Annotated in this window: 20 protein-coding genes; 12 read left to right on the top strand and 8 right to left on the bottom strand. The window is 66.0% G+C overall.

Annotation, left to right across the window (positions count from 1 at the left end; translation table 11 throughout):
* Positions 1–166: 166 nt before the first annotated feature.
* A complete protein-coding gene (locus tag HW466_RS07095; RefSeq protein WP_059546603.1) occupies positions 167–667 on the bottom strand; it encodes an Lrp/AsnC family transcriptional regulator in 501 nt (166 codons plus the stop codon).
* A gap of 188 nt (positions 668–855) precedes the next feature.
* Here HW466_RS07095 and HW466_RS07090 point away from each other — a divergent pair, with 188 nt between their 5' ends.
* Positions 856–1,872: a 1-aminocyclopropane-1-carboxylate deaminase gene (locus HW466_RS07090; RefSeq protein WP_151004559.1), complete on the top strand. Its 1,017-nt coding sequence runs from the start codon at positions 856–858 to the stop codon at positions 1,870–1,872.
* Between the two features lie 254 nt (positions 1,873–2,126).
* Here the strand turns inward: HW466_RS07090 and HW466_RS07085 are convergent, their stop codons facing one another.
* Complete coding sequence (locus HW466_RS07085) at positions 2,127–2,954, bottom strand: hypothetical protein (RefSeq protein ID WP_059447579.1); 828 nt, start codon at positions 2,952–2,954, stop codon at positions 2,127–2,129.
* 120 nt (positions 2,955–3,074) lie between these two features.
* Positions 3,075–3,662: a tetratricopeptide repeat protein gene (locus HW466_RS07080; RefSeq protein WP_059447578.1), complete on the bottom strand. Its 588-nt coding sequence runs from the start codon at positions 3,660–3,662 to the stop codon at positions 3,075–3,077.
* Positions 3,663–4,017: 355 nt separating this feature from the next.
* On the opposite strand from HW466_RS07080, the gene HW466_RS07075 reads away from it, so the two are divergent.
* The 3 genes from HW466_RS07075 to atsR are packed head-to-tail and all read left to right on the top strand — an operon-like array spanning position 4,018 to position 7,251.
* Positions 4,018–4,896, top strand: coding sequence for a response regulator (locus HW466_RS07075; RefSeq protein WP_059546607.1), 879 nt, complete (start codon positions 4,018–4,020; stop codon positions 4,894–4,896).
* 33 nt (positions 4,897–4,929) lie between these two features.
* Positions 4,930–5,430 carry a putative pterin-binding protein gene (locus HW466_RS07070; protein ID WP_059447576.1) on the top strand — a complete coding sequence of 167 codons (501 nt, stop codon included), beginning with the start codon at positions 4,930–4,932 and terminating at the stop codon, positions 5,428–5,430.
* Positions 5,431–5,439: 9 nt separating this feature from the next.
* The gene (gene atsR / locus HW466_RS07065; RefSeq protein ID WP_151004557.1) at positions 5,440–7,251 is read left to right on the top strand and encodes a hybrid sensor histidine kinase/response regulator AtsR; all 1,812 of its coding nucleotides are present in this window, start codon (positions 5,440–5,442) and stop codon (positions 7,249–7,251) included.
* 56 nt (positions 7,252–7,307) lie between these two features.
* Here atsR and HW466_RS07060 read toward each other — a convergent pair whose 3' ends face one another.
* The gene (locus HW466_RS07060; RefSeq protein ID WP_059447640.1) at positions 7,308–7,727 is read right to left on the bottom strand and encodes a secondary thiamine-phosphate synthase enzyme YjbQ; all 420 of its coding nucleotides are present in this window, start codon (positions 7,725–7,727) and stop codon (positions 7,308–7,310) included.
* Between the two features lie 7 nt (positions 7,728–7,734).
* Positions 7,735–8,061, bottom strand: coding sequence for a thioredoxin family protein (locus HW466_RS07055; RefSeq protein ID WP_059447574.1), 327 nt, complete (start codon positions 8,059–8,061; stop codon positions 7,735–7,737).
* A 237-nt stretch (positions 8,062–8,298) separates the two neighbouring features.
* Between HW466_RS07055 and HW466_RS07050 the strand changes: the two genes are divergently transcribed.
* From HW466_RS07050 to HW466_RS07030, 5 genes are all read left to right on the top strand, one after another.
* Positions 8,299–8,991 carry a flavin reductase family protein gene (locus HW466_RS07050; RefSeq protein WP_151004555.1) on the top strand — a complete coding sequence of 231 codons (693 nt, stop codon included), beginning with the start codon at positions 8,299–8,301 and terminating at the stop codon, positions 8,989–8,991.
* A gap of 44 nt (positions 8,992–9,035) precedes the next feature.
* Complete coding sequence (locus HW466_RS07045; protein ID WP_059447572.1) at positions 9,036–9,368, top strand: DUF2322 family protein; 333 nt, start codon at positions 9,036–9,038, stop codon at positions 9,366–9,368.
* A 62-nt stretch (positions 9,369–9,430) separates the two neighbouring features.
* Positions 9,431–10,291 carry a protein kinase family protein gene (locus HW466_RS07040; protein ID WP_151004553.1) on the top strand — a complete coding sequence of 287 codons (861 nt, stop codon included), beginning with the start codon at positions 9,431–9,433 and terminating at the stop codon, positions 10,289–10,291.
* A gap of 471 nt (positions 10,292–10,762) precedes the next feature.
* Positions 10,763–11,062 carry a type II toxin-antitoxin system RelE/ParE family toxin gene (locus HW466_RS07035; RefSeq protein ID WP_330988370.1) on the top strand — a complete coding sequence of 100 codons (300 nt, stop codon included), beginning with the start codon at positions 10,763–10,765 and terminating at the stop codon, positions 11,060–11,062.
* Positions 11,049–11,336, top strand: a complete 288-nt coding sequence (locus HW466_RS07030) for a helix-turn-helix domain-containing protein (protein ID WP_059508080.1) — start codon at positions 11,049–11,051, stop codon at positions 11,334–11,336. Before HW466_RS07035 ends, HW466_RS07030 begins: the two co-directional genes overlap by 14 nt.
* A gap of 204 nt (positions 11,337–11,540) precedes the next feature.
* Here HW466_RS07030 and HW466_RS07025 read toward each other — a convergent pair whose 3' ends face one another.
* Positions 11,541–12,110: a hypothetical protein gene (locus tag HW466_RS07025; RefSeq protein ID WP_059685249.1), complete on the bottom strand. Its 570-nt coding sequence runs from the start codon at positions 12,108–12,110 to the stop codon at positions 11,541–11,543.
* A 218-nt stretch (positions 12,111–12,328) separates the two neighbouring features.
* Entirely contained in the window at positions 12,329–12,787 is a 459-nt protein-coding gene (locus HW466_RS07020) for an Lrp/AsnC family transcriptional regulator (RefSeq protein WP_059447568.1), read from the bottom strand.
* A gap of 126 nt (positions 12,788–12,913) precedes the next feature.
* On the opposite strand from HW466_RS07020, the gene HW466_RS07015 reads away from it, so the two are divergent.
* From HW466_RS07015 to surE, 3 genes are all read left to right on the top strand, one after another.
* On the top strand, positions 12,914–13,651 hold the full coding sequence (locus tag HW466_RS07015; RefSeq protein WP_059508078.1) for an AzlC family ABC transporter permease: 738 nt from the start codon (positions 12,914–12,916) through the stop codon (positions 13,649–13,651).
* Positions 13,641–13,943 (top strand): AzlD family protein, encoded by a 303-nt coding sequence (locus tag HW466_RS07010; protein WP_081060106.1) that lies wholly within the window; start codon positions 13,641–13,643, stop codon positions 13,941–13,943. The genes HW466_RS07015 and HW466_RS07010 overlap by 11 nt, the downstream gene beginning before the upstream one ends.
* 201 nt (positions 13,944–14,144) lie before the next feature.
* Positions 14,145–14,924 carry a 5'/3'-nucleotidase SurE gene (surE, locus tag HW466_RS07005; protein ID WP_059770893.1) on the top strand — a complete coding sequence of 260 codons (780 nt, stop codon included), beginning with the start codon at positions 14,145–14,147 and terminating at the stop codon, positions 14,922–14,924.
* A 191-nt stretch (positions 14,925–15,115) separates the two neighbouring features.
* On the opposite strand, the gene HW466_RS07000 is transcribed toward surE, so the two are convergent.
* Positions 15,116–15,919, bottom strand: coding sequence for an SDR family NAD(P)-dependent oxidoreductase (locus HW466_RS07000; protein ID WP_059770890.1), 804 nt, complete (start codon positions 15,917–15,919; stop codon positions 15,116–15,118).
* Positions 15,920–16,231: the final 312 nt, after the last annotated feature.

The raw sequence follows: 16,231 nt of genomic DNA, 5'->3' as shown, positions 1-16,231 counted from the left end.
GCGCGGCGACGCGGCGGCGGCGGACGGGCGCGGCACCGTGGCTGCCGCCGGGCGCGGCATTCGATCGCTTTCTTCACGACGCGCGGCCATGCGGAGTGGCGCGCGCTTCTTCAGTCGCCCCGCACGCCGTCAACGCAGCCGGCGCGCCCGGCGACGTTGCGATGCGCTACACCGGCAGCGCATGCGTCGACAGAATCTCCTTGAGCACCATGAACGAGCGCACCTGCCGCACGCCGGGCAGGTACAGCAGCTGTTCCGCATGCAAGCGGTTGAAGCTCTCGTTGTCGCGCGTGCGGACCAGCATGAAGTAGTCGAACTCGCCGGTCACCACGTGACATTCGACACACCCGGACACCTTCCGCGCGGCCTTCTCGAATTCGGCGAACGCCTCCGGCGTCGAACGATCGAGCACGAAGCCGATCACGACCAGCATCCCGGCACCGAGCGGCCTCGGGTCGAGCAGCGCGACGATGCCGCGAATCAGTCCAGTCTCCTTCAACCGTTCGACGCGCCGCAGGCACGCCGGCGCGCTGAGCTTCACCTTCGCGGCGAGGCGCACGTTCGAGATCGACGCGTCCTGCTGCAACTGCCGCAGGATCGCGCGATCGATGCGGTCCAGCACCGGCGCTGCGTCGGCAGGCACTGCCTTGTCGCGATCTAATTTCATTGCGTCACCTGCGCCTTTTGCGAACCGAAATTATCGATTTGATCGGGATATCATCGATAACGTAGGTCTTCGTTATTTATTTCGCAAGCTCATTTCGCGCGGTCGTGCCTATCATTTTTCCAGCGGGACGCGGCACGACTGCCGCACCCGACCGTTTCGAATCCCCCATCGCCTTTCGGAGCTTGCCGATGAACATGCAACGTTTCCCCCGTTATCCGCTCACGTTCGGCCCGACCCCGATCCAGCCGCTCAAGCGTCTGAGCGCGCACCTCGGCGGCAAGGTCGAGCTGTATGCGAAGCGCGAGGACTGCAACAGCGGCCTCGCGTTCGGCGGCAACAAGACGCGCAAGCTCGAATACCTCGTCCCCGACGCGCTTGCGCAAGGTGCCGACACGCTCGTATCGATTGGCGGCGTGCAGTCGAACCAGACCCGCCAGGTCGCGGCCGTCGCCGCGCATCTCGGGATGAAGTGCGTGCTCGTGCAGGAGCACTGGGTCAACTACGAGGATCCGGTGTACGACCGCGTCGGGAACATCCAGCTGTCACGGATGATGGGCGCCGACGTGCGGCTCGTCGCGGACGGCTTCGACATCGGCATTCGCCGCAGTTGGGAAGAAGCAATGGAGAGCGTGCGGCAGGCAGGCGGCAAGCCGTATCCGATTCCTGCCGGGTGTTCCGAGCATCCGCTCGGCGGGGTCGGGTTCGTCGGGTTCGCGGAAGAAGTGCGCGAGCAGGAAGCGCAACTCGGCTTCAAGTTCGACTACATCGTGGTCTGCTCGGTCACGGGCAGCACGCAGGCGGGAATGGTCGTCGGCTTCGCGGCCGACGGACGCGCGGACCGCGTGATCGGCATCGACGCGTCGGCAACGCCGGAGCGCACGCATGAACAGATCACGCGCATCGCCCGGCACACGGCCGAGCTGGTCGGGCTGGGACGCGATATCGACGAGAAGGACGTGGTGCTCGACACGCGCTATGCCGGGCCGGAATACGGACTGCCGAACGATGGCACGCTGGAGGCGATTCGTCTGTGCGCGCGACTGGAAGGTGTACTGACGGATCCCGTCTACGAAGGAAAATCGATGCACGGAATGATCGACAAGGTGCGGCGCGGCGAATTCGAGCCGGGGTCGAAGGTGCTGTATGCGCACCTGGGCGGGGTGCCGGCGTTGAGCGCGTACAGCGGGATTTTTCGGGAAGGTTGAACTCGCCCGTGCGGCAGACGCCGGCGAGGCAGGCGTGAAGCGGGCGCCGCCTCGGCCGGTGTGACGCCTCTTGCCGATTTCCACTGGACGGCCGCTTCGCGCCGGCCGGGCGCTGTGCTCACGTGAGCGCAGCGCAACCGGGCGCGCTTGCCGCGAGCGTCACGGCAACGAGACCATACGCGCGCACGACGTCCCACGCGCACCCGGCCGTGAATCGCAAACCGGCCGGCGGCATGCAGCGCCGGCCCGGGACGTCAGTTGACCTGCAACTGACCGCCGCGGCCGAGGCCGCCCTTGACATCTTGCGCCTTGTAGCTGCGCAGCGCGACAACCATCTTGTTCCACGCGTCGATGAACGCGACGACGGTCGCCTTGCCTTCCGGCGTCGTCGAGAAGCCGGCGAGACCGCCGCCCACACCGCCGCCCAGGCCGCCCAGCGCCGCGCCGTAGTTGGTCGCCGTCGAGCTGCCTTCCGCTGCCGCGATCTGCACGGCCGAGCGCACGTCGAACAGCGTCAGCGTCACGACCGAGGCCTTCGTCTGCAGATGGCCTGCCACCGCCGCGACCGCGCTGTTGCCGATCAGCCCGCCGATCATGCTGCCGATACCGCCGATCGGCGAATCGTTGATCACGATCTGCGGCTCCATGTAGTAATCGGCCGCGACGCGCTGGCCCTTCTGCTGCTTGGAACCCGCACGGTATTCGCCCGAGTTGCGCTGCAGCTGCGTGATGCGCGACAGGCGCGCGTCGCTCTTCTGGTTGCCGATCGACGTGATCACGAAGCAGTTCGATTGCTGCACGGCCAGGCGCAGCAGCGGGTCGATGCTCGTCACCTTGGTCGCGCTGCCGAACGGGCCCCACCAGTCGGCGTTGCGGCCGTCGTCGACCGCGATCGTGCCGAGCGGCGACGTGCAGCGCTGCAGTTGCGAATCCGCGCCGGCGCTCGTGCCGCCCGCCGCTGCGCCCGTGACGCCGGCGTTCTGGCCGCCGGGCGTCACCATGCCGCCGCAGCCGGCAACGGACGCGCAAAGCGCTGCAACCAGCGCACCTTGAGTGAGACGTTGGGAAAGGATGGTCTTCATGTCGTTGTCGATCGATAGAGTCGTTGTTCGGCTTATGTGTTCGTGCGAACTTCGATAAGCCCCCCGGCGTGGCGCGCGATGGTGGTCTCCCCGCGGCTGCCCCCGTTGCTTTCGGTCCGGTCAGTAGTACCAGTACGTCTGTTGCCAGACGCCGTAGTACGGGTAGCCCGAGTACCAGTAGCCGTAATAGACGTCACGCCATTGCGTGCGCCATTTCCAGTCTTCTTCGTCTTCTTTCTTCGCCTTGCGGGCGAGCTCCAGCAGCTTTTTCGATTCCTTGTCGCCGCGGCTCGCGGCGATCGACAGCCACTTGTCCGCCTCGCGCGGATCGGAGCCCATCTCCTCGAGGCCGAACAGGTAGAAACTGCCGAGCGCCTTCTGCGCGTTCAGGTCGCCGCGCTCGGCGGCGTCGCGCATCCACTTGAGTGCCTGGTAGCTGTCCTGCCGCACGCCGTCGCCGCGGAAATACCGCAGGCCGAGGTCGTAGGCGGCCTTCGGCTGGGTCTTCGCGGTTTGCTTCAGCGCAACGATGCGCGGATCCTCGCGATCGTCGGCATCTTCCCTTTTTTGATAGGAGACCTGATCTTTAGGGCGATCGGAACACCCGGTTTCATCGCAGATCCGTACCGTGTTGCCGGTGACGGACGGATCCTGCGCGCACGCGGCCAGCAACAACAGCAGCCCCGGCGCCAGTAAACGGCGAATCATTTTTACTTTCCCCACGTTTTATTTGCGCCGCACTGCTTCGCGCTATCCCGCCCCGCGAGCGCGTACCCGGCTTGCGCGCGGCGAGGCGAATACAATTCACCCACGCCGACACGCAGTCCAAGGCTCTCTCAGGCTCTCTCTTTGAATCGTTCCGTCACGTGCTGGCTGCCGCTTTTCGCCGGGCCGAGCGCTGTCGACACCCGCCTCCAAACCTGACGCAGCAAACAATAGTGACGTGGTGAGCAATAATAATGGAGAAAAATGGCATGTCAAGGTGATTCGCGATTTCCAAGTTTGCGCATCGCGTCACTTTTGAATATGCTCTTCGTCGCTAAAACCAGGAGACCCCGTCGAGATGCCCAATAGCGAGCAGGCCAATGCCGATCTTATTACCGCAACGAAGGTGCGCGATCTGCTGACGCGCAACGGTATTCCGCCGCGCAGTCACAACACGACCATCGCGAACGTGCTCGGTCTCAGTTTCTCGGTCGTCACGCGCAAGATGAAAGGCCTGATCCCGTGGAACCTGTCGCAGTTGCAGGACATCGCGACGCACTTCGGCGTGCCGCCCGCGATCCTGCTCGACGACAAGGGCACGCAGCCGGCCGCCGCCGAGATGATCGACGCGACGCTCGTGATCGAATCACGCCGCTTCCGCTGCCGCGCGGCGATCTCGGCGAAGGCCAGCAGCCAGATCGAAACGGACTTCGTCGCGCTGCAGTGGCAGGGCGAATGGATCGTCACCGAACGCCGCGACGCGCGCGAAGGCCGCCTCTATCCGGTCGACGTCATCGAACTGCGCTCGAGCCAGCCGACCGTATACGCGGCGCGGATCGCGGTGGTCGACGATTCTCGGGACGTCGCCGAAACCGTGTGCGAATACTTCATCGAAAAAGGCGTGAACGCGATTCCATACCATGACGGCGCGTCGTTCCGCAAGGCGCTGGAAGTCGAGGATTTCGACGGCTACATCCTCGACTGGATGCTCGGCGACCAGACCGCCGCCGAGCTCGTGCGCGGCATCCGCTCGAGCGAGAACGGCGGCGCGCCGATCTTCCTGCTGACCGGCAAGATCTCCACCGGCGAAGCGAGCGAGGATGAGATCGCGCACATCGTGTCGCACTACAACGCGCGCTGCGAGGAAAAGCCGGTGCGCCTGCCGATTCTGTTCGCCGAAGTCGCGCGCGAACTGAAGATCGCGCTGCCGGCCGCCAATGCCGCCGCCGCGAGCTGAGACCACCACACGAACACGACCAAGGGGAAGCACATGCGAATTTCGACCATCTGGATCAAGAGCCTGGTCATGGCCGGCCTGCTCGGCATGGCCGCCGCGAGCTGGGCCGCGTCGTTCACGTTCACCGTCGACGGCAAGATCGGCCGCAGCAACCAGCCCGGCAAGACGACGTTCGTCTTTACCGAGCAGGCGCTGATGGCGCTGCCGCAGCACACGATCGTCACGTCGACGAGCTGGACGCCGAAGTCGACCTTCACCGGCCCGCGCCTGTCCGACGTGCTGAAGGCCGTCGACGCGCACGGCACGCAGATCGAGTTCCGCTGCATCGACGAATACACGTTCACCATCCCCGTGTCGGATGCCGACAAGTACGGCGTGATCCTCGCGCGCACGATGAACGGCAAGGTGCTCGGCAACGACAACTACGGCCCGCTGTGGATCATGTATCCGCGCGACCAGTATCCCGACGAGCTGAAGACGCCGCTCGGCGAAGCCAAGTTCGCATGGCAGATCATCGGCCTGACCGTGAAGTAAGCGCGCGACATGATGCGCGGGCGGTGGAAGAACAGAAAGATCATTCTCATCCTGGGATCGTTGTGGATCCTGGGATTCGCCGCATGGGCATTCCTGCTGTGGGACCTGCTCGCGACGTCGGTCAACGAGGGCGTGCTCGAAGGGCCGCGCGAAGGCGTGTTCTGGACGGCCGCGCAATACCGCAACGCCTACACGCGCTTCGAGCGCCAGTTGATCCTCTATTCGACGCACGTGGACGACGACTTCGATCACGTGCAGATGCAGCTCGACAGCCTGTCGGTATCGTTCGGGTTCCTGCAGCGGCCGTCGGAGGTGTCCGAATACTGGCTGCGCATCCCGCGCGCGCGCGCCGAAATCGCGGTGCTCGGCGCATTCATGGCACGCCTGAAGCACGACGTGCCGCTGCTGCGCGACGCGCCGCAGAATGCCCCGCACGTGCTCGACGACGTCGGCGCGTACTGGCCGAAGGTCAACGGCCTCGCGAACTATTTCCGCGCGATCGAGATGGCGCAACGCGACTTCACGTTCCATCAGCTGAAGGAAAAACAGCGCGCGATCCTGGCGCTCGGCATCATTCTCGGCGTGATCCTGTGCGCGCTGTTCCTGCTGCTGTTCTATACGATGCGCACGCGCGACGACCTGCTCGAGCGGCAGAACGCGGCGCTCGACGCGGAGCGCAAGGCATCCGATCGCGCATTCGAGATGATCGAGGCGAAGAATGCGTTCCTCGGAATGGTCAGTCATGAACTGCGCACGCCGCTGCAGGCGATCTGCGGTTCGATCGAGATCCTGCTCGCGCGGCCGCAGTCCGACGCGAACCTGAAGACGATCCGGCGGCTGCAGAATTCCGCGTCGTCGCTCGAAGCGCTGGTCAAGGATCTGACCGATTACATCAAGCTGCGCTCGACCAAGCGCCTCGCCGAAACCGAAACGGTCGGCATGGCGTCGCTGCTCGCCGAGGTGCTCGATCCGCTGCGCGAGAAGATCGCGGCCAAGCGGATCGTCGTCGCGCAGCGCGTCGAGCCGCGCGACCTCGCGATCCGCTCCGATCGCAAGCTGTTGCGTCAGGTGCTGTCGAACCTGATCGAGAATTCGGTGAAATACACCGTCGACGGATCGATCGACGTATCGGTCATGCTCGTCGACGCACCGGCCGGCCGGCAACTGAAACTCGCCGTGCGGGATACGGGCGCCGGTATCGCAAAGCAACATCTGCCGAAGATCTTCGAGCCGTTCTACCGCGCGAACGATGCAGTCGGCCTGCATGTGGACGGAATCGGGATGGGCCTCGCGGTCGTGCGCGAGATCGTGACGACGCTGCGCGGCCACGTGGACGTGCGAAGCGTCGTCGGCGAAGGCAGCGAGTTCGTCGTGACGCTGCCGGCCGAGGTGCCGGATGCCGCCGAAACGACCGGCGACACGCCCGCGTGGCCGGCCGCCGCCGAGCATCGCAATCGCCGTGCGCTCGTGGTGGACGACAACGACAACGCACGCGAAACGCTCGGCGCGATGCTGTCGGCGCTCGGCCTCGATGCCGATCTGTGCGGCACCGGGCAGGAGGGCGTCGCCCGTTTCCGCGACACCCATTACGACCTCGTCGTGCTCGATCTCGAACTGCCGGACCTGAGCGGCTTCGAAGTCGCGCGCCGCATCCGGACGGTCGCGCAACCCGACGACGACGGAAGGTTTCCGTCGATTCTCGGTGTCAGCGCATACGAATCGGCAGCGCTGCGCGAGAACCAGCGCGTGTTCGACGAATTCCTGCCGAAGCCCGTTCACCTGCGCGAACTCGGCGCGCTCGTCGAGAAGCTGCTCGCCTGAGCGTGGCCGCGATGCACGACGGGCAGGCGTTGTGCCCGCCCGTCGCGCGTTCGCGCTTATTCGCCGATCAAATGCAGCACGATGTCGCGCCGATGCGCGGCGCGGCGATGTTCGAACAGATAGATGCCCTGCCAGGTGCCGAGCACCATGCGTCCATGCTCGACCGGGATCGACAGCTGCACTTGCGTCAGCGCCGTGCGCAGATGCGCCGGCATGTCGTCGGGCCCTTCGGTGTCGTGCTCGTAGCGCGTGTCGTCCTCGGGTGCGAGCGTCGCGAAGTACCGTTCGAGATCGCGCTGCACGGAAGGATCCGCGTTCTCCTGGATCAGCAGCGACGCGGACGTATGACGGCAGAACACGGTCAGCAGCCCGGTGCGGATCGCCTGCTGGTCGACGAACGCGCGCACTTGCGGCGTGAACTCGACGAGGCCGCTGCCGCGCGCTTCGACGCCGATATGCGTGATGGCCTGTTGCATGACGACCTCAGGCGAGCGCGGCGAAGCCGTCGGCATCGATCTGCGCGGCATCGGTCGGGCGCACGACGCGCGCGACTTCGACCCCGTCGCGCAGGAATACCAGCGTCGGCCACAGCTTCACGCCGAACGAACGGCCGAGCGGCCGGCCCGGGCCATCCTCGATCTTCAGGTGCCGCACGCCCGGATGCGCGGAGAACGACGCGGCGATCGCGGGCTGCGCGCCCGCGCATATTCCGCACCAGTTCGCGCCGAATTCGATGACGGTCGCACCGGCCAGTGCGTCGACTTCCGCGCGCGTCGGCGCGTTGGCGGTGTAGCGTTGCTCGATGTCCATCGGGCCCTCGTGTGCAATGGTGGAACGGTGGAACATGGCCGCCGCGTGCCGGCGTGGCGGCACGTGCTGCCTTCGATTTCCTACTCTAGCGGAAAAGCACGCGCGATGCCGGCGGCGGGCGGACCGTGCACGCGGCCGTGCGCGCCGCGTCACTCGAATGACATGACAAGAATCGGAGCGCCGCACGGACACGATGCGATCAGCATGGGAACCGATCCCGTCAACGAAGGACCGACCATGAACGCTCCGCATCGCGTCACCGAACCCAACATCCTCTATTTCGGCACGCCCGTCGTGCTGATCAGCACGCTGAATCCGGACGGCACGGCCAATCTCGCGCCGATGTCGTCCGCGTTCTGGCTCGGCTGGCGCTGCATGCTCGGGCTCGCCGCCAGCTCGCAGACCACGCACAACCTGATGCGCATCGGCGAATGCGTGTTGAACCTGCCGTCGGCCGCGCAGGCGCATTCGGTCGATCGCATCGCGCGCACGACGGGCACGCATCCGGTGCCCGCGTCGAAGCAGGCACGCGGCTACGTGTACGAACCGGACAAGTTCGGCACCGCGGGGCTCACCGAAACGGCGTCGCAGACCATCGCGCCGCCGCGTGCGCTCGAATGTCCGGTGCATCTGGAAGCGGTGCTCGCCGCCACGCACGGCATGGGCGACGATGCACCGGACCTGCGCGGCCACATCCGCGTGTTCGAGGTGCGGATCCAGCGCGTTCACGTCCATCCGGACCTGCTGATGGACGGCCGTGCGGACCATATCGATCCGGACAAGTGGTCGCCGCTGATCATGAGCTTTCAGAAGTTCTATGGCCTCGCGCCGCATCAGGTGCATGCGTCACGCCTCGCCGAGATTCAGGAGCGCGCCTATCGCAGCCCCGACATCGATCGCGCGCGCGAAGCGGGCATGTCGATCGGATAAGATACGGGCCGATCGACCCATGACCGAACCGACGGAGTGTTTCAGTGATTCAACCGACCCACGTATTCAAGGACAACCTCGCGCAATTGCCGGCCATCGACGGAATCGCGCGCATCGATCTCGTCGCCGCGAACGGCGACGTGGTCGCCAGCATCGAGAACCAGCCGGGCAAGCAGGGCTCGCTCGCGGTGTACAACTACCTGAAGCAGGCATTCGGCACACTGGACGCGAAGGCCGCCGAGCACGGTCTGGCCGTGTTCGCCGAGCACACCGCCGACGCGCGTAACCGCCCGGGCGCACACCCGAACGTCGATCGCCTGCTGGCGATCGTCGACGGCGGCGACGCGCTGCGGATCGACGTGATCGCGAAGGCCTGAATGCGCGGCAACGGGCACGCGCGCAAACGGTCGATGCCCGCTCCTTCCCCGCATCCATTCCCATGCATCGCATGACGGCCCTGCGGTTTTCCCGCGTCGCCGCATCGATCGCCGCCGTCGCGGGCGTCGTGCTTGGCGGCGCGGCGTTCGCCGACTCGCTGCGCACGGCTTCCGATATCGCCGGCGCGTCGCTGGTTCCGCTCGGCGCGTTGCCGCGCTCGCCGGAGAACGGCACGCTCGACGCGTTCTGTGCGCAATATCGTGCGAAGACCGCAAGCGCGGCCGGCCGCGACGTCGCGAAGCTCGGCTGGATCGTCACGTCGGAAGCGCCGCTCGGCCGCTACACGGTTGTCACGTTCGCGAGCGGTTTCAAGCCAGGGACGAGCGCGATCTGTTATGCGCGCAATGCGAATGTCGGCGTCTTCGACGGCACGACGCTCGTCGCGCTCGGCTATACGGCACGCTCGGCCGGCTGGCAGCTGGGCTCGGTGGAACCACTGGAAAGCGGCGCGCTGCTGGTCTGGGGCGGCGATGGCCCGTCGGCACCCGTCGGCGAGCTGCGCGACGAACAGGGCGGCTTGCGGCTGACCGCCGTCGCCGCCGAGCGCACGTTCTGCCACGGCCGTGCCGTCGTGCCCAACGTGTACGGCAAACCGCTCGACGCGGCGCGCAAGATCCTGATCGCGCGTGGCTGGCAGCCGCTGCGCCCGCACGAGAAGCCGGACCCGATGGACGGCGCGGCCACGCTTGCGAAACACGGGATCATCGAAGCCGAAGCGTGCTCGGGCACCGGCATGGGATATTGCGCGCTGCGGTATCGGAACGCGGCCGGCGTGCTCGGTGTGACCACGGCCGGCGGCGAGCCGGACGTGCCATCGGCGAACACCGTGATCGATTATCAGGTGGCTTGCAGAAAGCAGTGATCGGCGCGGGGCGCAGCGTCGGCACGCGCGCCGGTTCGTTCACGCGGGATCGCACCGCATGCGTTCGTTGTCGCGGCGAAACGGCGCGAATCCGTTGGCGTCGGCCGCAGCGCCGCATCGAATCATCGGCCGTCCGGTCGATTGACCCGCATCACGCACGCACCCAAACTGACCTCCCTTTCACGCTTCTTCGGCATCGGGAGACTTCCGTGTTCCACCTCTGCACGCCGGCGCTTCCGACGTGCGCTCCCCGCGCCGACACCGCATCGCACACGTTGCCCGATTCGGCTCGCCCGATGCCCGTCGAACGTCTCCTTCCCGATCGAAATCCACGACGGACGTAACGACGCTTCGACGAACCGAACGTCCGCCCGCGTCCGCTGTCGCGGTCGGGCTCCGCATTTGCATCTATATAACATATTTGTTACTATGCCGGCTAACGCATACGACATTCATTTCTTCAATGCACGCGTGGAAACAGCCGTCATCGCGTTGCCGACAACGCTGTGTGCTCGTTTTTTTGCACTGGCCGATCGCATGGAACAGTACGGCCCGAATCTCGGCGAGCCGCACACTTGGTCGATGGGAAACGGGCTGTACGAAATGCGACTGAAGGGCGCCGAAGGCATCGCCCGGGTGTTCTACTGCGCGATCGTCGAGCGGCGTATCGTCATGCTGCATTGTTTCGTGAAGAAGACGCAAAAGACGCCGCGCAAGGAATTGCAAATCGCACGGCAACGACTCAAGGAGGTTCAAGATGGCAACGTATAAGGCGCTACGCGAGCGTGCCTTGTCCAACCCCGAGGTGCACGCCGAATACGAGCGGCTCAACCGCGAAGAACTCGCACTGCTCGACATGATGCTGGCTGCCCGGCGAGACGCCGGCCTGTCGCAAGCCGATGTAGCCGAGCGCATGGGCACGCAAGCACCGGCGGTGACGCGGCTCGAGCGCGCGCTCGCAACGGGCCAGCATTCACCGTCCATCGACACGCTGCGCAAGTACGCGGCAGCTTGCGGCAAGAAACTCGTGATCTCGCTCGCGTGACGCGTCGTTCCCGGTCACCCGTCGTGTGCGCGGCCGGCGCGACGCGCGATCGAAACCCATGTCGATCAGCAGGCGAGCTTCACGCGAGTGAACAGCGCCGCAAACCCGTCAGCCGCCGCGCGCATCGCGCATCGACTGCATGCATGACGCAATCATTGCGCATCGCCCGGTAACGAATCCACTGCCGGCGCGCGTGCGTACTCGTCAGCGATTCGCGCCGAGCGCCACGCGTAACCGCTCCATCAGCCGCGTGTAGTGCCGCACCACATCGGCCTTGTCGGTGACGTTGGCGGTCGAAAACCGCTCCGACCACGCGGCCTTCCACTCGTACGTGCCGTGCACGCTGCGGTCGCCGTCCGGCGACTGGATCAGCGAACGAATCCGCGCGTCGCGCCCCGGCCCCGTATGCATCTCGAACAACGCGTGGATGAACGTGTGATACGCGTCGTACACGTCGTCGTCGAACAGGTAGCGGTAGATGTGGAACGTGCGGTCGAGTTCGCGCTTCGCGCGGATCACGTCGTCCGGCGAGATGTCCTTCCAGTAGCCGATCCACGTGTAGAAGCACAGCAGCGCATTGAGCTGCGGCGCGACCGTGTCGTACAGCGTGAGCCGCTTTTCGATCAACCGCTGGTTGGTCCACTGCACGAGCTCGAGCCGCTTCAGCCGGCGCGCGACGAGCCAGCCGAGACACGCGACCGACAACGGCGTCAGCACGCCGAGCACGAGCTTGACGATTTCCAGCGAATTCCACGGATTGTTGAATGGCTGCATGAATGGCTCGACAAGAATGACGCACCGCGCAACGGATCGCATCGCGCGCAGCGCGCGCCGTCACGGATCCCTTCGCGATTGACCGTTAGTTGCTTGCGCATCGAAATCGCACCGTGACTCAGCCGGTGCGCGGCAAGCGGCTCGTCCTCCCAGTGTATCGGTCAAATGTCACCGGCCGGTGACGATTCGCCGAATCGGCGTCACACACCCGCGCCGCGTTACGTCGGCAGCGCCGACGTGAGCTTGATCTTCTGCATCGGAATGTCGGTCTTCACGCTAAGCACGCCCGGGATGCGCGTCAGGTATTCCATCTGGAAGCGCCGGTAGTCGTCGATGTCGGCGGCCACCACGCGCAACAGGAAATCGCAGTCGCCGGCCATCAGATGGCATTCGACCACTTCCGGCATCTGCTGGACGGCCTCGGCGAAGCGGTTCACGGATTCGGCGTCCTGCCCCTTCAGCCACACGCGCGTGAAGATCGTCAGACCCTTGCCGACCTTCGCCGGGTTCAGCACGGCCACGTATTTCTCGATCACGCCCGCCTCCTCGAGCAACCGCACGCGCCGCAGGCACGGCGACGGCGACAGCCCGACCTCGTGCGCGAGTTCCACGTTCTGCATGCGGCCGTCGCGTTGCAGCGCGCTCAGGATCCGTCGGTCGATAGCGTCAAGCTTCATTGGCATCAAATTCCAAAAAAATCGCGAATCCCGCGCTCAATGCCAAATTCTTATGAATTTCGATCGGCAACGCAACCCGATTCGAGTCAAAAAAGCAGACAATCCTCCTCCCCCGAAGGAGGAGTAATGAGCAGTAGCGTTTCAACGTCGTCCGGGCTTCGCGACAAGCCCGCCTATGTCGCCGAGATGGGCCGCGGATTGCGCGCGGCGCTGCCCGTCATGCTGGGCTTCGTGCCGTTCGCGCTGGTGCTCGGCGCGCAGGCCGCGCAAAAAGGGCTGAGCCTGTTCGAGGTGCCGATGATGACGGGCCTGAACTTCGGCGGCGGCTCGGAATTCGCGGCAATCCACCTGTGGACGTCGCCGCCGCACATTGCGCTGATCGTCGCGATGTCGTTCCTCGTGAACTCGCGCCATATCCTGATGGGCGCGGCGTTCGCGCCCTACATCCGGCGCCTGCCGCGCCGCCGCGCGTTCGCCGCGCTGTTCTTCATGTGCGACGAAAGCTGGGCGATGTCGCTCGCCGACGCGCGCTCGCGCGCGGCCACGCACATCAGCGTCCCCTATTACGCGGGCATATGCGCGGGGCTGTACCTGACGTGGATCTCGATGACGACGCTCGGCGCGGCGGTCGGCCCGACGATCGGCAACGTCGAGCAATACGGCTTCGACATGGCGTTCACGGCCGTGTTTCTGGTGCTGCTGCGCGGGATGTGGAAAGGCATGCGCGCGAGCCGTCCGTGGTTCGTGAGCCTCGTCGTCGCGGCCGCCACGCACCTGGCCGTGCCCGGCGCGTGGTACGTCCCGGCCGGCGCGTGCGCGGGCCTGATCGCCGCGCTGCTGTGGGAGCCGCGCGATGCTGCCTGATTTCGCGACGGTCGCGACCATCGTGCTGATGGCATCGACGACCTACCTGTCGCGCGTGCTCGGCTACGTGCTGCTGCGCAACCGCACGCTGAGCCCGCGGATGGCATCGGTGATGGAGAACGTGCCCGGCTGCGTGCTGATCTCGGTGATCGCACCGGCCTTCGTGTCGACGCGCCCGGCCGATCTGCTCGCGCTCGCCGCCACGCTGATCGCGGCGACCCGCCTGTCGATCCTGCCGACCGTCATCGTGGGCGTCGTGTCGGCCGGCGTGCTGCGGTACCTGCTCGGGTGAGCGGCCAAGCGGGCCGCGCGGTTCCGGCCCGCGATACGGCCAGCACGTCGAGCCGGGGATAACGGGCGCCTCATGCGCCCGTTTTCGCATTCGCGCGCAAGGGCGGCGCTGCACGACGCGACGCGCGTCGCGACCGGATGCTAGCCTTTCGGGTAACCGCGATGTCCTTTCCCCCATTGCCTATCTGCGAGGATCGTCCCGATGTCAGAAATCCGCCCGCTGTTCGACCGCGTCCTGCTCACCAACGACGACGGATTCGACGCCCCCGGCCTTGAAGTGCTCGAACAGGTCGCCACGCAACTGGCGCGCGAAGTGTGGATCGTCGCGCCCGCCGAAGACCAGAGCGGCACGTCGCATTCGCTGAGCCTGCACGAACCGCTGCGCGTGCATCGCAAGGGCGAGCGCCGCTTCGCCGTGCGCGGCACGCCGGGCGATTGCGTCGCGATCGCGGTTAGTCACCTGATGAAGGACGCACGGCCCGACGTCGTGCTGTCCGGCGTCAATCGCGGCGCGAACCTCGGCACCGAAACGGTGTTCTCCGGCACGGTCGGCGCCGCGATGACGAGCATGCTGGTCGGCGTGCCGGCGATCGCGCTGAGTCAGGCCTTCAGCGATCGCAACGCGGTGCCGTGGCATACGGCGCGCACGCATGCGCCGGACGTGATTCGCCGGCTGATCGCGGCCGGCTGGGACAGCGATGCATGTCTCAACGTGAACTTCCCGGCGCGGCCGGCCGACGACGTGCGCGGCCTGAAGGCGACGAACCAGGGCGCCGGCACGCTGCAGGGCGTCGAAATCGTGTCGGGGCGCGATCCGCGCGAGATCGACTATCACTGGCTGAAGCTGGCGCGCGCGCCGCGCGACGACGATGCCGATTCGGAAACGGTCGCGCTGGGCGAAGGCTATATCGCGGTCACGCCGCTGAAGTTCGAACGCACGCACGACCACGCGCTTGCGCGGCTGCGCGCGCGCATCGGCTGAGCGACGAGATCGAGGCTGGCGCAACGCTCGAGCCGGGCGATGCGCCGGCACGTGCGCGCCGGGTCGGGGCGAACGGCTGCGCCCCGGCGACACGGTTCGGCCGGGCCGGGCGGCGCCTCCGGCACGCGCATCCGTAGCCGCATCTCCCCACATCCGCCCGCGTCCGCGCCGGCACTCACGTCATACCGCCATCACGTCAGATTCAAGCCTCCGTCGAGCATCACGATCTCGCCCGTCACGTAATCGGATGCCACCAGCATCGAGACCGTCTGCGCAATGTCGTCCGGCGTCGCAGCACGGCGCATCGGCGCGCGCTCGCGCCACAGGGTCTGCGCATCGGTCCAGTCGGCGGTCAGCGGCGTATCGACGAGCCCCGGCGCGACCGCGTTGACGCGAATTGCCGGCGCGAGCGTGCGCGCGAGCAGCCGCGTCGTGTGATTCAGCGCGGCTTTCGCGGCCGCGTACGGAATCGACGCACCCTTCGGCCGCACGCCGGCATGCGAGCTGACATTGATCACGCAACCGGCGCGCCCGCGCGATGCTGCTTCGAGCAATGCTGGCTGCGCCTCGGCGACGAGCCGGAACGGCGCGATCACGTTGATCTCGTGCATCTCGCGCCACACGTCGGGCGTGGCCGCCGCGAGATCGTCATGCGGAATCACGCGGCTCACGCCCGCATTGTTCACCAGCACGTCGAGCCGCCCGTGCACGGCGACCGCCTCGCGGATCAGCCGCACGCGCTCGCCGTCGTCGGCGAGATCGGCCTGCACGTAGGCCGCGCCGAGTTCGCGCGCCATCGCGCGGCCGACCTCCGCCGAGCTGCGCGAATGCAGGATCACCGTGTAGCCGTCCGCCGTCAGACGCCGCGCGATTGACGCGCCGATACCGGACGTCGAGCCCGTGACGAGCGCAACCGGCTTCGATATGCGCGATGGCAGTGCGTCGGCATCCGTTTCGGCGTCGGGCGAAATTGTCGGTAGATGCAGCGTATCCATGAGCGGAAATCCAGCAGTGACGTTCCCGCATCATAAGCGCGATGGCCGCAACCGGGTGCGGGTCGCGGCGGCCATCGCGCCGCGCTTGCGAGCGATCCGATTTGCCAATCGCTTCCCGGTACGAGCATCGGGTATCGCAAAGCCCATCACTCGGTCTGACGTCGATTCGCGTGGTCTGCGGAATACGGGAAGCGCCGTGATTAATATTTTTTAAATAACCATTTTCGACAGTTAATCGATAAATCAGGAATAACTCTGTCAAGCTTTGTCACGAGCGGTATTCACCAAAATCAGACTGGATAGAATGCTGGT

The sequence above is a fragment of the Burkholderia territorii genome (assembly GCF_902833055.1).
In the GTDB taxonomy this organism is placed as follows: domain Bacteria; phylum Pseudomonadota; class Gammaproteobacteria; order Burkholderiales; family Burkholderiaceae; genus Burkholderia; species Burkholderia territorii.
The sequence above is the reverse complement of the archived record's forward strand: the minus strand, read 5'-3'. Positions and strand labels throughout refer to the sequence as shown.

Excerpts from the sequence above, each read along its gene's own strand:
- HW466_RS07095 (WP_059546603.1), bottom strand. The coding sequence starts at position 667 with ATGAAATTAGATCGCGACAAGGCAGTGCCTGCCGACGCAGCGCCGGTG.
- HW466_RS07090 (WP_151004559.1), top strand. The coding sequence starts at position 856 with ATGAACATGCAACGTTTCCCCCGTTATCCGCTCACGTTCGGCCCGACC.
- HW466_RS07085 (WP_059447579.1), bottom strand. The coding sequence starts at position 2,954 with ATGAAGACCATCCTTTCCCAACGTCTCACTCAAGGTGCGCTGGTTGCA.
- HW466_RS07080 (WP_059447578.1), bottom strand. The coding sequence starts at position 3,662 with ATGATTCGCCGTTTACTGGCGCCGGGGCTGCTGTTGTTGCTGGCCGCG.
- HW466_RS07075 (WP_059546607.1), top strand. The coding sequence starts at position 4,018 with ATGCCCAATAGCGAGCAGGCCAATGCCGATCTTATTACCGCAACGAAG.
- HW466_RS07070 (WP_059447576.1), top strand. The coding sequence starts at position 4,930 with ATGCGAATTTCGACCATCTGGATCAAGAGCCTGGTCATGGCCGGCCTG.
- atsR (WP_151004557.1), top strand. The coding sequence starts at position 5,440 with ATGATGCGCGGGCGGTGGAAGAACAGAAAGATCATTCTCATCCTGGGA.
- HW466_RS07060 (WP_059447640.1), bottom strand. The coding sequence starts at position 7,727 with ATGCAACAGGCCATCACGCATATCGGCGTCGAAGCGCGCGGCAGCGGC.
- HW466_RS07055 (WP_059447574.1), bottom strand. The coding sequence starts at position 8,061 with ATGGACATCGAGCAACGCTACACCGCCAACGCGCCGACGCGCGCGGAA.
- HW466_RS07050 (WP_151004555.1), top strand. The coding sequence starts at position 8,299 with ATGAACGCTCCGCATCGCGTCACCGAACCCAACATCCTCTATTTCGGC.
- HW466_RS07040 (WP_151004553.1), top strand. The coding sequence starts at position 9,431 with ATGCATCGCATGACGGCCCTGCGGTTTTCCCGCGTCGCCGCATCGATC.
- HW466_RS07030 (WP_059508080.1), top strand. The coding sequence starts at position 11,049 with ATGGCAACGTATAAGGCGCTACGCGAGCGTGCCTTGTCCAACCCCGAG.
- HW466_RS07025 (WP_059685249.1), bottom strand. The coding sequence starts at position 12,110 with ATGCAGCCATTCAACAATCCGTGGAATTCGCTGGAAATCGTCAAGCTC.
- HW466_RS07020 (WP_059447568.1), bottom strand. The coding sequence starts at position 12,787 with ATGAAGCTTGACGCTATCGACCGACGGATCCTGAGCGCGCTGCAACGC.
- HW466_RS07015 (WP_059508078.1), top strand. The coding sequence starts at position 12,914 with ATGAGCAGTAGCGTTTCAACGTCGTCCGGGCTTCGCGACAAGCCCGCC.
- HW466_RS07010 (WP_081060106.1), top strand. The coding sequence starts at position 13,641 with ATGCTGCCTGATTTCGCGACGGTCGCGACCATCGTGCTGATGGCATCG.
- surE (WP_059770893.1), top strand. The coding sequence starts at position 14,145 with ATGTCAGAAATCCGCCCGCTGTTCGACCGCGTCCTGCTCACCAACGAC.
- HW466_RS07000 (WP_059770890.1), bottom strand. The coding sequence starts at position 15,919 with ATGGATACGCTGCATCTACCGACAATTTCGCCCGACGCCGAAACGGAT.